12 protein-coding genes are annotated in these 15,513 nt (G+C 63.0%); 2 read left to right on the top strand and 10 right to left on the bottom strand.

Annotation, left to right across the window (positions count from 1 at the left end; translation table 11 throughout):
• The first annotated feature begins 97 nt into the window (after nucleotides 1–97).
• Both CWI66_RS04970 and CWI66_RS04965 read left to right on the top strand, forming a co-directional pair.
• Nucleotides 98–967 carry a LysR family transcriptional regulator gene (locus CWI66_RS04970; RefSeq protein WP_016916389.1) on the top strand — a complete coding sequence of 290 codons (870 nt, stop codon included), beginning with the start codon at nucleotides 98–100 and terminating at the stop codon, nucleotides 965–967.
• A gap of 204 nt (nucleotides 968–1,171) precedes the next feature.
• Complete coding sequence (locus tag CWI66_RS04965) at nucleotides 1,172–2,581, top strand: PhoH family protein (protein ID WP_100731082.1); 1,410 nt, start codon at nucleotides 1,172–1,174, stop codon at nucleotides 2,579–2,581.
• 69 nt (nucleotides 2,582–2,650) lie between these two features.
• On the opposite strand, the gene CWI66_RS04960 is transcribed toward CWI66_RS04965, so the two are convergent.
• The 10 genes from CWI66_RS04960 to CWI66_RS04915 form a co-directional block, all read right to left on the bottom strand.
• On the bottom strand, nucleotides 2,651–3,655 hold the full coding sequence (locus tag CWI66_RS04960) for a YihY/virulence factor BrkB family protein (protein WP_100731081.1): 1,005 nt from the start codon (nucleotides 3,653–3,655) through the stop codon (nucleotides 2,651–2,653).
• Nucleotides 3,652–5,421, bottom strand: coding sequence for a proton-conducting transporter transmembrane domain-containing protein (locus CWI66_RS04955; RefSeq protein WP_100731080.1), 1,770 nt, complete (start codon nucleotides 5,419–5,421; stop codon nucleotides 3,652–3,654). Before CWI66_RS04955 ends, CWI66_RS04960 begins: the two co-directional genes overlap by 4 nt.
• Entirely contained in the window at nucleotides 5,418–6,923 is a 1,506-nt protein-coding gene (locus CWI66_RS04950; RefSeq protein ID WP_016916385.1) for a complex I subunit 5 family protein, read from the bottom strand. Before CWI66_RS04950 ends, CWI66_RS04955 begins: the two co-directional genes overlap by 4 nt.
• Nucleotides 6,920–8,410 carry a complex I subunit 5 family protein gene (locus CWI66_RS04945; RefSeq protein WP_100731079.1) on the bottom strand — a complete coding sequence of 497 codons (1,491 nt, stop codon included), beginning with the start codon at nucleotides 8,408–8,410 and terminating at the stop codon, nucleotides 6,920–6,922. The genes CWI66_RS04950 and CWI66_RS04945 overlap by 4 nt, the downstream gene beginning before the upstream one ends.
• Entirely contained in the window at nucleotides 8,407–9,096 is a 690-nt protein-coding gene (locus CWI66_RS04940) for a hypothetical protein (protein WP_016916383.1), read from the bottom strand. Before CWI66_RS04940 ends, CWI66_RS04945 begins: the two co-directional genes overlap by 4 nt.
• Nucleotides 9,097–9,145: 49 nt before the next feature.
• Nucleotides 9,146–9,811, bottom strand: coding sequence for an alpha/beta hydrolase (locus CWI66_RS04935; protein WP_100731078.1), 666 nt, complete (start codon nucleotides 9,809–9,811; stop codon nucleotides 9,146–9,148).
• A gap of 72 nt (nucleotides 9,812–9,883) precedes the next feature.
• Nucleotides 9,884–11,653: an SLC13 family permease gene (locus tag CWI66_RS04930; protein WP_100731077.1), complete on the bottom strand. Its 1,770-nt coding sequence runs from the start codon at nucleotides 11,651–11,653 to the stop codon at nucleotides 9,884–9,886.
• A 215-nt stretch (nucleotides 11,654–11,868) separates the two neighbouring features.
• The gene (locus tag CWI66_RS04925; protein ID WP_009101184.1) at nucleotides 11,869–12,072 is read right to left on the bottom strand and encodes a cold-shock protein; all 204 of its coding nucleotides are present in this window, start codon (nucleotides 12,070–12,072) and stop codon (nucleotides 11,869–11,871) included.
• Between the two features lie 190 nt (nucleotides 12,073–12,262).
• On the bottom strand, nucleotides 12,263–13,930 hold the full coding sequence (locus CWI66_RS04920) for a GMC family oxidoreductase (RefSeq protein WP_100731089.1): 1,668 nt from the start codon (nucleotides 13,928–13,930) through the stop codon (nucleotides 12,263–12,265).
• A 51-nt stretch (nucleotides 13,931–13,981) separates the two neighbouring features.
• Nucleotides 13,982–15,493 (bottom strand): CoA-acylating methylmalonate-semialdehyde dehydrogenase, encoded by a 1,512-nt coding sequence (locus CWI66_RS04915; protein WP_100731076.1) that lies wholly within the window; start codon nucleotides 15,491–15,493, stop codon nucleotides 13,982–13,984.
• Nucleotides 15,494–15,513: the final 20 nt, after the last annotated feature.

The raw sequence follows: 15,513 nt of genomic DNA, 5'->3' as shown, positions 1-15,513 counted from the left end.
ATGAAAAGTAGGTATAGCGCGGGGTATCATAGGGAGACCTGCTACGTTAAACCAATCGCTCAGCGCCAATATTATTGGCACCCAGGAAGGCAACATCATGCGCGCAGAACAGGTGGAAGCGTTTATCGAAGTGACCGAACACGGCTCCTTTGCGGCGGCGGCTCGGCATACCGGCATGAAACGCAGCACGCTCAGTGCGGCCGTGAACGCCCTGGAAGATAGCCTGGGGGTGGCGCTGTTCGAACGCTCGGGCAACAGCCTGCAGCTCACGGCGGTGGGCGAAAGCGTGCTGCCGGACTGCTACCGCCTGCTGACCAGTGCCAGCCGGATCAAGAAGCATTGCCAGCAGCATTTGCAAGGCGTCGAGAGCCAGCTGTGCATTGCCCGCGACGATGCGCTGCCCGAAGCCTTCTGGCGTCAGGTCATGCACGAACTGAAGCAGCGCTACCCGCTGACCGCCATTTCGGTGTACCTGCTGCCCCCGCAAGAGCACCCGCAGTTTGTAGTGCGCCAAACCGTGGACATCGCTTTCGGCCTGTATACCGCCGAGGGCACCACGGTGAAGGCCAATCATCTGGCACCGGTCAGCATGAGCCTGGTGGCCGCTGCCGATCACCCGCTCAGCCGTCTGCCCAGCGTCACCCGAGATGACCTGGCCCAGTACACGCAGGTGTGCCTGACCTTCGACCAGGGCGACAGGCTGGTCAGCGAAGCGCTGTTTTCGACCAACTACCTGGGGCTGACGATGTTCGAGGTAATCCGTGATGCGGCGATCAACGGCACCGGCTGGGCACTCTTGCCCTACCCGTTGGTCAAAGAAGCATTGGCCAACGGTCAGCTCTGCGCGCTCAATCATGATCTGGCGCTGGAGAGCCACTACTACCGCTACGTGGAGGGAGAAAGCCTTGGCGTGGTAGCCACCGCGCTATTGACCAGCGTTACGCGTTTTCTGAGCGCGACCCGCTAGGCCTCGAACGTCATCGCAATATGGATCAATGACTGCGTTGAAATAACGCTGTGGCGAAAATGGCCAAAGCCTTCCACGCTATAAGCAAGTACTTAACAAGGAGGAGCAGGACACGCTAGCGAAGCGGCACAGGTAAGTGTCATCCAAGCGTAAAGAGCATCTGCCAGTGTCGGTATTGCCGTCAACCAAGGAGTAGTTTCCGCGATGGTACGACTCGATAAGAAAGCCACCAGGCTGTATGTGCTGGATACCAACGTCCTGATTCACGACCCCGCCGCGCTCTATCATTTCGATGAGCACGATGTGGTCATCCCCATGACCGTGCTTGAAGAGCTGGACAAGCACAAGAACGGCATCCGTGAAATTGCCCGCACCGCTCGCCAGATCAGCCGCACCCTGTCAGACCTGACCAATCAGGTCACCTTCGATGAAATCCAGAAAGGCATCCCCATTCCACGTATCAGCGGGGAGTCCGGTCGGCTGCACTTTTTGTGCTACAACGACCTGAAGCCGTTCGACGCGCTGGATGACAGTCCCGACAACCGCATCCTGGCTGAGACCTGCCGCCTGCGTGACGAGCGCCCGGATGCCTCGGTGATTCTGATCACCAAGGACATCAATCTTCGCGTCAAGGCTGCCGCGCTGAAAGTGCCCGTCGAGGACTACCTCAACGACCGCGCCTTCTCCGATAGCGACGCCATGATCGAAGGGGCCAAGGTGTACGAGGCCGCAGGCCTGGGCGGTGCCTCGCTTTGGGAAAGTCTCAACGTGGAGGTCAATGTCGAGCGCGTCGCGCACCACACTTTCTACCAGCTCAGCGGCACCATGCCCCGGGACTGGCATGTCGGCATGCTGGTGTCGGATAGCGAAAACGGCGCGGAATTCGAAGCCATCGTTCGGGAGCTATCGCCCTCCTCTGCCCGCTTGCAGCTGCTCACCAACTACCGCCACCACGCGGGCGTCTGGGGGGTGCACGCCCATGACAGCCGCCAGAACTTCACCCTCAACCTGCTCATGGACCCCGAGATCGACCTGGTGACCATTGCCGGTAATGCGGGCACCGGTAAAACCTTCATGACCCTGGCCGCCGCGTTTCAGCAGACCCTGGACAGCAAACACTTCGAGCGCATCGTGTTCACTCGAGCCCCCATTCCCATGGGCGAAGACATCGGCTTTCTGCCGGGCACGGAAGAGGAAAAGATGTCGCCGTGGATGGGGGCCTTCCATGACAATATGGATAACCTGTTGCGCAACGAGGAGGGAGAGTCGAGCTGGGACAACGGTGCCACGCGGCAGCTGATCGGCTCGCGAGTGCTGATCCGCTCGCCCAGTTTCATGCGCGGGCGCACGCTCAACGATACGTTTCTGATCATCGACGAGGCGCAAAACTTTACGCCCAAGCAGCTCAAGTCGCTGGTGACGCGAGCAGGGCGTAACACCAAGATCGTCTGCCTCGGCAACGTGGGACAGATCGACACCCCCTACCTGACCGCCAATACCTGCGGCATGGCCGCCGTGGTGGAGCGGTTCCGGGATTGGCCCCATGCAGGCCACATTACGCTGAAAAGCGTCGAGCGTTCACGGCTGGCACTGGCAGCAGAAGAGCTGCTTTGAACAGCCGCTGACGTCGTCGCCCACCCTCCAACCCACGACCGCCCAGCCTGGCTGGGCGGTCGCCGCTGCTCAATCCTGCGAGTCGCGATCCTGCCAGGGGGTCTTCACGCCCACCGTATCCGCGGCAAAGGCGTCTCTTTCACCCAGCGGGCGCGGCTCGCCAGTGGTGGTGTCCTGGTAGGTCTGGCGCTCCATTTCGCAGTTGATCTCGGCCCCCAGCAGCACCACGAAAGCCGACATCCAGAACCACAGCATCAGCGCCACTACGGCGCCCAGTGAACCGTAAAGCTCGCTGAACGTGGAGAAGTAGCGCACGTAAAGCGACAACCCCCCAGATCCCAGCAGCCACGTAGCGGTAGCCAGCAGCGTGCCGTAGCTCAGCCAGCGCCACTTGGCCGCGCGACGGTACGGTGCAAAGCGATACAGCAGCGCAATCAGCAGGCTCATCAGCACCAGCAGCGCTGGCCAGCGCAGCCACTGCAGTAGCCTGTCAAAGGGCGGTTCCACCATCAGCCACTCCACCAGCATGGGCACCACGGCAATGAACCCAAGCGACACCAGCGTCATGCCGATGAGCCCGAACGTCAGCGCCACCAGCACGACCAGGCGCAACAGTGCGGGCCGCTTCTCACGCTCGCCGTAAACCACGTTGAGCCCCACCACCAGCGCCGACACCCCTTTGGAAGCGATGTACATGGCTACCAACAGCCCAGCCAGGGCGGCCATGACGTTGCCACGCTGGGCACTTTCCACCACGTCCTGGGCCTGCTGGTCGATCAGGTTGGCCGCATCGGGCGGCATGAAACGGCTGATTTCATAGAGCTGCCGCCCTGCTTCTACCGGGTCGAACAGCAGCCCCCAGATGGAAATCACTGCGGCGATGGTGGGGAACAGCGCCAGCAGGGCGTAGAACGCCACGCAGGCAGCGTACATGGTCACTCGGTCTCGGCGGGCCGCCCTCAACACGCGCCAGCCGATATCCAGCCAGCCCAGCCGGGGTATGTCATCCGGCGTCACGGCCTGACGCCCTCGGTCTTCCTGGTACGCTTGCGACCCCGTCTGCGGCTTGCTCATGCCCGTCCCTCCCACATCAACAGTAGCGCCAGCAGCACGGCCATGGCCATCATCAGCCCGCTGCCGTGCTGGCGCAGCCAGGGCTCTGCACGCAGGCTGTGCCTGAGCAGTTGCATGGCCGTTCGCTCGAAAGCCAGACTGCGAGCCACCGACGCGGCCTTGACGCGCCCCAGGCCATCGCTGAAGCGCTGGCAGCCCTGAAGGGCATGCCCTGCCAGCAGCGCGTATAGCCACCATAGATCGCCCGCGGGTGGCGGGGAAACCCTCACACGCTGGCGCAGGGAGAGCGCCACCACCAACGCCAACAGACCCACCGGGAAAGGCCAGACGATGCCAGCCCACTCGGCCAACGGCGGCACCTCGGTACCGTGCAGCGGCAGCCACAGTGGAGTGGCCAGCGCGGCCACCACGGCAGCCAACCAGGCGCCCCACTGCATGGGGTGGCTGCCACCACTCTTGCGCAGCTGCCACTGCCGCCACAGGCAAACGCTCACCAGCAGCGAGGTGCCCACGGCCGCCCAGGTCAGCAACAGCACCAGCGTGGTCAACTGGGCATCGTAAAGCACTGACTTGACCCCCCACTTGCTGACCAGCCCGGCTGCCAGGGCACCTGTCAGCGATACGCCCGGCAGCGCCATCAGCGCAAAAAGCAGCGGTACACGCCAGCGGGGCATGTGTTCGCTGACGCTGGTTCCCATGAACAGCGCCCCTTTGGCCAGCGCATGATGGGCCGCAAACAGCACCAGTCCGGGCAGCAGCAGTAGCCACGCCTGAGGCACCGTCAACCCGGTGCCTACCAGCGCCGTCAGCATACCCATCTGGCTGATACTCGAATAGGCCAGCACGGCCTTGGGGTGACGCTGCCACACACCATACAGGGCAGCCCCGAACGCGGCGGCCAGCCCCAGCGCCATCATGGTCTGGCCCAGCAGTACCAGTTCAGGTGCCAGACCCGACTCGCCCAAGGGCAGCACGTTCAGCCAGCCCAGTAGCCCGGCCTTGATCATGGCGCCACTGAGCACTGCGCTGGCAGGCGCAGGGGCAACCGGGTGGGCCAGCGGTAGCCACACATGCAGCCCCACCACCCCGGCCTTGACGCCAAACCCCAGCCATAGCAGCAGTGCCATCCAGGCGCCGTGCTCCGAGCGAGCAATGGCCTCGCGAACGCCCTCCAGGGTCAAGGTGTCGATGGAGCCAGCCGCCCATAGCAGCCCCCCCAGAATCAGCCCTTCGCCCAGCACGGCGAGGATCAGGTAGGCCCGAGCCCCCAGTCGCGCCTCGGCGCTGCCGCTATGCACCACCAGCGCGTAAGCGGCAAAGGTCATGAGCGCAAAGCCCAGGTAAAAACTGGCAATGTCCTGGGAAAGGATCAGCAGGACGTTGCCTAGCAGGGCCAATGGCCACAGCAGCGTCAACCGCTGCAAGCGCCGCTGGGCGTCGTCATCGCCCCCTCGGGCCAAGGCTTCTTCGGCGGCAAAGTAGCCCCGGGCATGCAGCGCCGCCAGGCTCCATAGCAGCGCGCTGAAGGCCAGCCAGGGGCGGCTGAGCGCATTCAGCTCCCACCAGCCCCCCAGCATCCAGGCTTCCAGCACCCAACGGCCTTCACCCATATAAGCCAGCAGTAACGCAGGCCAGGCGGCGCTGACCCACAGCCACGAACAGTAGCGCCGCTGCGCTGACGGGGTGCGGTAGGCATGCCATACCGCCCCGGCAGCCACGCACAGCGGCCAGAGCAAGGCCACGACCAGCAGCAGTGTCGTCATCATGGTAGATACTCCCCTACCGCCACCCGCGTTGCCCAGTCCAGGGGGCTAAACGGCAAGCCTGCCAGCAACCCGGCCCCCAGGCTGGCCAGCGCGGTAAACACGGCTGGCCACAACAGCCAGCCATGGGTTTCCAGGCGCCCCAGACGCTGCTCGTTGGGCCACGCACCCACCCCGTGACCGGGCCCTTGCCGGAACCAGAGTCGATGCAGGATCGGCAGGAAGTAAATGGCGTTCAGCGTGCTGCTGGTCACCAGTACCGCCACCACCCAATACATCTCGGCCTGAATGGCGCCAATGCCCAGGTACCACTTGGTGATGAACCCCGCAATGGGCGGCAGCCCGATCATGCCCAGTGCCCCCACGGTAAAGGCCAGACTGGTCAGCGGCATGCGCTTGCCAGCACCGTCCATCTCATCGATGCGGTGAATGCCCAGCTCTTCGGCGTAGTTGCCCGCGCAGAAAAACAGCGTGACCTTCATCAGCCCCTGGTGGAGCAGATGGGCGAGCGCACCGATAGTGCCGAAAGGCCCAAACAGGCTGACCCCCAGAATCACATACGACACCTGACTGATGGTCGAGAAGGCCAGTCGTGGCTTGAGCTCCTGCTGGGCGATGGCCCTCAGCGAGCCGTAGATGATGGTGATGGAGGCCGCGATGGCCAAGGCCGTGGTCACCCCCAGTTCGACGCTCAGCTCGATACCGTAGAGGTCATAGATCACGCGGAGAATGCCGAAGGCCCCCGCCTTGACCACCGCCACGGCATGCAACAGCGCGCTCACCGGCGCAGGCGCCACCATGGCTCTGGGCAGCCAGCCATGCAGCGGCACCATGGCCGCCTTGACCGCCAGGCCGCCGACCAGCAGCGCGAAGATCAGCGTCAGTAGGCCACGGTGGTCGGTCAGGTAAGGCGACAGCCCCCGCTCGGAGGCAAAGGAGTGGTCGCCTGTCAGGCTATACAGCAGCACGACCCCCAACAACAGCACGACCCCGCCGGTCAGGGTGTAACGCAAATACACGCGCCCTGCCGCCAGCGCCTTGGCGGTGCCCGAATGCACTACCAGCGGGTAAGTCGACAGCGTCAACAGTTCATAGAAGATCAGGAAGGTAAACAGGTTACCGGAGAGCGCAATGCCCAGCGTGCTGGCCACGCAGAGGCTGAAAAAGCCAAAGAAGCGTTTGCGGTTGGCCGCATGCTCCAGGTAGCCAATGGCATACACCGTGGTGCACAGCCAAAGCAGCGATGAGAGCCCGGCAAACATCACGCCCAGCGCATCGGCGCGCAGCACGAAATCGACGCCTTCGACAATCTGGAAGCTGAACGTGTCCTCGTAGCCTTCCGCCACGCGCCCGACCATCAGCACGACCAGCACGATCTTGCTGACCGCCGCCAGCAGGTTGATACCGGTACGCCAGCGCCGCGCCTCTTCGGGTAGCGCAAAAATGGCCACGGCGGCCAGCAGAGAGGTCGCCAGTGTGGTCAGCGGTAACCAGGCTGCGTTCATGCGCCACCTCCTTGTAGCAGGGCCAACGGCAAGTGGGCCAACAGACCCAGCAGCAGCGCGGCCAGGGCGAGCGCCAGTGCCACCGCATCCATGCCCGGTGCCAACGGCTGGTAGTCATGGCGCGGTGCGGTTTCATCGAACGAGTAGCGAAAGACCCTGAACACATAGGCCGCGGTCAGCAGGGTGCCCACCAACAGGGCGGCAACGGCAAGCCACTGCTGAGTGAGCACCATGGCCTGCAGCAGCAGCCACTTGGCCGTGAAACCGCTGCTGGGTGGCAGGCCCATCAGCGTGATGGACGCGATGCCGAACGTCAGCAGCGAGAGCGGCAGTCGGCGGCTGGTGCCCGCCAGCGCTTGCAGAGCACTCTTGCCGGTGGCCAGCAGCAGATTGCCGGCCGCCAGGAACATCGCCGCCTTGGCCAGCGAGTGCCCCATCAGCTGTAGCCAGAACCCCTCCCAGGCCAGCGCCTGGGGCAGTGGCGAGGTTTGCGGCCCCAGCAGTAGCGGAAATGCCACCATCAAATAGCCCAGCTGGCCCACCGTGGACGAGGCGATCAGGGTTTTCAGCGACGCTGCCCGCCATGCCACCAGCCCGCCCCACACGATGGCCGCCATCCCCAGCCAGCCCACCAGCTGCGGGGCCAACCGGGTATCGGGCAGCAGCACGCTCCACACCATCAGCAGAATGAACAGCGAGGCCTTGATGACCAGCGCCGCGTGCAGTGCACTCACCGGCGTCCAGGCGTTTTCGTGCACCGGGGTCAGCCAGCCATGTAGCGGAAACAGCGCCGCCTTCAGCGCCAACCCCGCGCCTATCAGCGCCGCCGCAATCCAGCTCACCGGGCCTGGCTCGACCACCTGGGCCAGGCCCATCAGCGTCAGTTCCCCCCAGTACCCCAGCAGCAGGGCAATGCCCAGCAGGAACGCCAACGACCCCACCAGGGCCAGCAGCAGGTAGCGCATACCGGCCTTGAGCGCACTGCCCTTGCCCGACAGCAGCAGCATGCCGACGGCGGCCAGCCCCATTAGCTCCAAGGCGGCGTAGAGCGTCAGCAAATCGGCCGCCATCCAGATCAACGACAGCGCGCTCACCAGAACGCCCATGAGCGGCCACAGCCAACGCCCCTGAGGGCCAGGCCGGGAAAGCGCCAGGTGCCCGGGGGTATACAGCGCGGCGGCCAACGCGACCCACTGGGTAATCAGCAGCATGAAACCGCTCACGCCACTGAAGCGCAGCGCCAGATCCACCCCTGCCAGCTGCCACTGCCAGCGCAACACGCCCGCCTGCTGGGCATCCATGACCATCCACAGGCCTGCTACCAGCACCGGCGTACAGGCTAGCAGGACGGGCACCATGCGCGCGGGGCGCAACCAGGCCCCCAGCAAGCCTATCAGGGTAGGTAGCAGCAGAACGACCAGCAGCGCCCAGTGGCTTGACCACAACGGGTCCAGAGCGCTGTCATACAAGCCAAAACGCCAGCTCATTGTGAAGCCTCACGGGTTGCCTGGGAGTCTGACGGCTCATCGACCAGCGCCGACACCCCTTCCAGCTGCAGCAGATGTCGTATCAACAGCACGCCCAGCAGGGTGCCCAGCCAGGCAATCAGCAAGCCCACGCCAATCAGCGCCTGGGCATTGGGCAAGGGGCCCGCCATGCCTGCCAACAGCAGAAACACACCCGACCCCAGAACGTTGAAGGCCATCAGCCGACGCAGCCAATGTCGATGCAGTGCAAAAGCCCCCATGGCCGCCGAGACCATGACCACCGCCGCCAGCATCAAGGGGTGTTCGCTCAACGAGTAGGCCATGTCGGGCAAGAGATAGCGCAGCGCGGCGCCGATCATCACGCTCCACGCCAGCGCCAGCAGCCCACGGCTAATGACATGCCCGGCCCCGTGCTGCACTCGGTCGTAGTGGGCAGCCTCCGGGTGAGCCGAGGGAAATGCCTTCAGGGCATAGAAGAAGCTGCCGCCGGTGAGCGCGCCGCCCAGCACCAGCTCCATCAGCCCCAGCCAGGGCGCCTGCCACTGCCACCAGGCCAGACTCATCAGCAGCGTAAACAGCAAAAACAGCCGACAGGTCCGCAGCAGGTGGCGGTCCAACAGACAGGCAAGCGCCACTGCCACCAGGCAAAGCGCCAGCCCAGCTTCCAATATATCCACCGACATCATGAAGTGCCCCCGCCTATCCTGTGCATTGGCCAGCGAAAAGGAGGCCGTGCTATGCGAGCCGTTCGCTCAACCACCTGCCAATATCGTTGACCTGCTGCGGGCAGAGCGCGTGGGCCATGGGATATTGACGATAGTTCACCGAGTAACCGAGCGCCTTGAGACGCTCGGCGCCAGAGCGGCCAAGCGTTTCAGGCACGATAGGGTCAAAGTTACCATGATGCACCTCAAGGGGGATATGGCGGTTGGCCTCGGCAAGTTCAATGCTGTCGGCGGTGGCAAAGTAGGTCGACATCGCCAGCAATCCGCCCAATGGCTGGGGAAACGAGAGGGCTGCCTGATAAGCCACGGCGCCGCCCTGAGAGAACCCCGCCACGATGATGCGCTGGCTATCGATGCCTTGATCGATCTGCTCCTGAATCAGCGCCTGAATACGCTCAGCGGAGGTTTTAAGCTGCACTTCGTCCACCCGGCGCCCCAGGTCCATGGCCAGAATGTCGTACCAGGCGGGCATCACCATGCCCCCATTGATGGTCACCGGCAGGCGCGGCGCATGGGGCATGATGAAGCGCACATGGGAGCTTTCCGGCAAGGCCAGCGCAGGCACCAGCGGCTCGAAATCGTGCCCGTCGGCACCGAGTCCATGAATGATGAACACGCACGCATCGGCGGGTTGACCATGTTGCGGCTCGATAATCAGTTCGCCTGGAGCTGTCATGTCGCATTCCTTGGTGGCTATCAAAAGCGCCACCCTAGCGTAAAGCGACGCGTTGGGCGAGTCCTTCCCCACTTAAAACGGCCACACCCACGGAATCAACGTCACCGCAATGGCCCCGGTCAGCAGGTTCAAGCCACCTCCTACGCGCAGAAAGTCCCCCAGCCGATACCCCCCTGGGCCATGCACCATCAGATTGGTCTGGTAGCCAATGGGGGTCAGGAAGCTGGCCGACGCAGCAAACATGACGGCCACCACGTAGGGCATGGGATTGACGCCCAGGCTTTCGGCCGCCGCCATTACCACCGGAAAGATGATCACCGCCGCCGCGTTATTGGTCACCATCTCGGTGAGCAGCGCCACCACGCAGTAGGTGCCCAACAGCAGTAGCCAGGGGTTGCCTGCCACCAGCGAGAGAATACCGCCCGCCAGCACGTCGGCTGCTCCAGAGGTTTGCAGCGCCGCCCCCACGCCGAACGAGGCGGCAATGGTCAGCAGGACCTGAGTATCCAGCCCCCGCTTGGCCGCGCCTACCGTGCAGCAACCGGTCAGCAGCACCATGGCAGCACCCAGCATGGCAGCATTGAGCATGCTGAGCACGCCAAAGGTCGCCAGCATCACCGCCCCCAGCAGAATCGCCCAGGCCAGCGGCGCCTTTTCATGCACCGGCCTGGCCGCCCCGTTGAGTTCACTGATCAGCAGGAAATCCTTGGACTGGCGATGGCGCTCGATGAACGGCGGGCGAGCCTCGAGCAGCAGCACGTCCGCTGGCTGCAGGCGTACCTGCCCGAGGTTGCCGGTCACCCGCTCGCCGCCGCGGCAAATCGCCAACACCGCCGCTCCGTACAGGGTTCGAAAGCGGCCGTCGCGAATGCGCTGGCCAATGAACTGGCACTGGCTGGAGACCACGGCTTCTACCAAACGTCGTTCCTTGAACTCCTTCTCCAGGCTGGAGGCACCATCCCGAGAGGGAATCAGACCCCGGATCTGCTGCAGCTCCACGGCCGCCGCCGACGTGCCCACGAACACCAGCCGGTCACCGCCCTTGAGCTGCTCGCCCGGCCCCACCACGCTGACCACGTTACCGTCACGCTCGATCTCGACCAGAAACAGCTCCTGAAGGTGGCGCAGCCCCGCCTCCTCCACGGTGCGGTTCACCAGCACGCCGGTGGGGTCCACCTCCATCTCGATGGTAAATTCCCTCGGGTTGGCAAAAGCATTGGCGACGCCTTTACGGGCAGGCAGGATGCGCGGACCCAGCACAATCAGGTAGGTAAGCCCGGCCAGAGCCACCGGCAGGCCAACCCAGGCCAGGTCGAACAGTCCCATGGCCAGCTCCGGGTAGCGCTCCACCAGCAGCCCATGCACCACCAGATTGGTGCTGGTGCCGATCAGCGTGATGGTCCCGCCCAGGATGGAGGCAAAGCTCAGCGGCATCAGCAGCCGCTGGGGAGACAGCTTCAAACGGCGGCTCCAGCTCATCACCGCAGGGATATAGGTGGCCACCACCGGGGTATTGTTAAGAAAGCCGCTCAGCGTTGCCACCGGCAGCAGCAGCCGGGTCAGGGCGCCCCGCTCGGTGCCCGGACGGCCCAGCACATAGCGAATGATCAAATCGATACCGCCGGTTTCACGGATGCTGGCCACCAGCACGTACATGAACGCCACGGTGAACAGGCCGCTGTTGGAGAAACCCCCCAGCGCCTGCTGCGGGTCGATGACCCCCAGGGTCAGCAATACCACCACGGCCCCCATTAGAATGATATCGGGGCCCAGGCGCGACAGCGCCATGAGGGGGAAAATCGTCAGTACCACCCCAACGGCAATCCAGGCATCCAGCGACATAAACCCATATCCTTGATAAACGAACCTGGGGATATTGTGCCGCCTGCCCAATATTCTAAAAAGTTATTTTTAGAAACACAGTAAGAACAAAATAGAATATACCCATGAGGGGTGAGGGGTGAGGGGAAAATCGTGACAAACAAAAAACCCCGCACGAAGGCGGGGTTTTTTTACAGGCTGACCCGTAAGTCACCTGACAACATCATTCGTTCAGATTACAGAACTTTGATGTTGGAAGCCTGAAGGCCTTTTTTACCCTGGGTGACGTCGAAGGAAACCTTCTGGCCGTCTTGCAGAGTTTTGAAGCCGTCAGCTTGAATTTCGGAGAAGTGCGCGAACAGGTCGTCGCCATTGTCGTCCGGAGAAATGAAGCCGAAGCCTTTAGTGTCGTTAAACCACTTAACGGTACCAGTTGCCATGATCGAAATCCTCGATGTAGCTTAATGAAGAGCCGGGTAATACCCGAGTTGCAGTGGGTAGAACAAGAAACTTTCACCAGACTCAACGCGAGAGCGTTTCGATACTGCTGACTACGTTCGACTTGCTAACCAACTGCATGCAGCATGCGCTTAACGACGCTGCACGTCAACACTATGATGGAAAAAAATGTCAGTGCAATGACTTTTCTTCCAAAATCCATCCAGCGGCCTTTTCAGCGATCATCAGCGTCGGCGAATTGGTGTTACCACTGGTGATGGTGGGCATCACTCCCGCGTCGGCCACCCGCAGTCCAGACACCCCGCGAACCCGCAATTGCGCATCCACCACCGCCATGGGGTCGTCGTCTTTTCCCATCCGCGTGGTGCCGACCGGATGGAATATCGTCGTGCCAATATCCCCGGCCAAGCGGGCCAGTTCCTCGTCGGTCTGGTACTCCACGCCCGGCTTGATCTCTTCCGGGGCGTATCTGGCAAAGGCGGGCTGCTCGGCGATGCGTCGCGTCACTCGCAGCGAATCGGCGGCCACCTTGCGGTCCTCGGGCGTGCTCAGGTAGTTCGGCGCGATTGCAGGTGCCTGGCGCGGGTCGGCGCTTTTCAGGCGCACGGTGCCTCGGCTGGTAGGGTTCAAGTTGCACACGCTGGCGGTGATCGCAGGGTACGGGTGCAGAGGCTGCCCAAAGGCTTCGAGACTCAACGGCTGCACGTGGTACTGGATATTGGGATACGGCTGGTCGTCGGAACTACGCGTGAACGCGCCCAACTGCGACGGCGCCATGCTCATGGGCCCCGTGCGCCGCGTGAGGTACTCCCATCCGATACCGGCTTTGCCCCATAACGTGCTGGCCATGGCGTTCAGCGTTTTGGCATTGCTGACACGATACACCGAACGTATCTGGAGGTGATCTTGCAGGTTCTCGCCCACCCCCGGCAGGTCGTGCACGACCTCGATGTCATGCTCGGCAAGGTGCTCGGCGGGACCGATGCCCGATAACTGCAGCAGGTGGGGCGAGCCAATCGCGCCGGCACACAGCACGACTTCCTTGCTGGCCTGCACCTGCAGAGTCTTGCCTGCTCGCACCACTTCGACTCCTTCGCAGCGCGGGACGGTCTGATCACGCTCGAAGCAGAGCCGATTCACCTGGGTGGAGTGCCACAGCGTCAGGTTGTCCCGCTTCAAGGCCGTGCGCAAGAACGCCTTGGCCGTGTTCCAGCGCCAGCCGTCGCGCTGGTTGACTTCGAAATAGGCAACGCCTTCGTTACTGCCTCGATTGAAGTCCTCGGTTCGAGGAATACCGGCCTGAACGGCAGCTTCGGCAAAGTCATCCAGCACCTGCCACTTCAGGCGCTGCTTCTCCACCCGCCACTCGCCGCCGTGGCCATGAAACGCGCGGTGAGTGTCATCACCGTCGCTGCCTTTATCCAATCGGTAGTGGTTTTCGTGTTTGATAAAGTCCGGCAGGCAGTTCTCCCAGCGCCAGGCATCGCTGCCGGTCACTTCCGCCCAGTGGTCGTAATCCCGCGCCTGGCCGCGCATGTAGATCATGCCGTTGATACTGGAGCAGCCGCCCAGGGTCTTGCCGCGCGGATAGATCAGCGAGCGACCGTTCAACCCCTGGTCGGGCTCCGTGCGAAACAGCCAGTCGGTGCGCGGGTTGTTGATGCAATACAGGTACCCGACGGGTATATGAATCCAGTGGTAGTTGTCTCGGCCACCGGCTTCGATCAGCAGCACCCGATTGTTCGGGTCGGCGCTCAGTCGGTTGGCCATCAGGCACCCTGCGGTGCCTGCGCCTACCACGATATAGTCAAAGCATTGCATGGCGGCATGAGCCGCCATGGGGGTAGTTGTATTGTTGGACATGCGGGCGACTCCGGTGAAGAGCGGGCGTTACTTCGCCGTGGGCATCACGAATTCGGCACCGGCGTCGATGGAGTCAGACCAGCGCTGCATGATCGACTTCTGCTTGGTATAGAAGCGCACGCCCTCTTCGCCATAGGCATGGGTATCGCCAAACAGCGAGCGCTTCCAGCCGCCGAAACCGTGCCACGCCATGGGCACGGGAATCGGCACGTTGATGCCGACCATACCCACCTGGATACGGCGGCCAAACTCACGGGCAACGCTACCGCTTTCGGTGAAGCAGCTCACGCCGTTACCAAACTCATGGTCGTTGATCAGCTGAATGGCGGTGGCCACGTCCGGCACGCGCACACACACCAGCACCGGGCCGAAGATCTCTTCTTTATAGATCGTCATGTCGGGGGTCACATGATCGAACAGCGTGCCACCCATCCAGAACCCCTCGGCGCAGCCTTCTCCCGCGTTGGCGCCGTCGAATTCACGGCCATCGACGATCAGCTGTGCACCCTCGGCCACGCCCTTTTCGATGTAACCGGTAATGCGCTGATGGGCCTGGCGGGTCACGATGGGACCCATTTCGGCGTCCAGCTGCATGCCATCCTTGACCTTCAGCGCCTGGGCTCGCTCGGTGAGCATCGGCACGACTTTATCGGCAACGTCGCCCACCAGCACGGCCACGCTGATGGCCATACAGCGCTCACCGGCGCTGCCGTAGGCGGCACCGATCAGCGCATCGACGGCCTTGTCCAGGTGGGCATCGGGCATCACTACCATGTGGTTCTTGGCGCCGCCCAGCGCCTGCACGCGCTTGCCGTGCTTCGCGCCACGCTCGTAAATCAGGTTGGCAATGGGGGTGGAACCGACGAACGACAGCGCCTTCACCTCCGGATGATCGATCAGCGCTTCCACGCAGTCCTTGTCGCCCTGCACCACGTTGAACACGCCATCCGGCAGGCCCGCCTGCTGCAACAGGTCAGCAATCATCAGCGAAGCGCTGGGGTCCAGCGGGCTGGGCTTGAGAATGAACGTATTCCCGGCGGCAATCGCGATGGGGAACATCCACATGGGCACCATGGCCGGGAAGTTGAACGGGGTGATCCCGGCCACCACGCCCAGCGGCTGTCGCACGGTCCAGTTGTCGATGCCGGTACTCACCTGCTCGGTATAGTCACCCTTCAACAGCTGAGGGATGCCACAGGCAAACTCGACGATATCGATGCCACGCGCCACTTCCCCCTGGGCGTCGGTGAACACCTTGCCGTGCTCTTTGGTGATCGCTTCGGCCAACGCATCCTTGTGTGTATTGAGCAGCTCCAGAAACTTGAACATCACCCGAGCGCGGCGAATGGGGGGCGTGTCGGCCCAGGCAGGGAAGGCCGCCTGGGCCGCCTGCACGGCCGTATCCACATCCGCCGCCGACGCCAGTGCCACGCGGCCGGTGACCTGACCCGTGGCCGGATTGAAAACGTCCTGGGAAGTACCAGAGGTGCCTTCGCTGCGCTGGCCGTTGATGAAGTGGTGAATGGCGTGAGTTGTCATTGTCGCTACCTTTATAAACA

This window comes from Halomonas sp. 141, assembly GCF_002810305.1.
Classification (GTDB): Bacteria; Pseudomonadota; Gammaproteobacteria; order Pseudomonadales; family Halomonadaceae; genus Vreelandella; species Vreelandella stevensii.
This window is presented reverse-complemented; position numbering and strand designations above follow the sequence as displayed.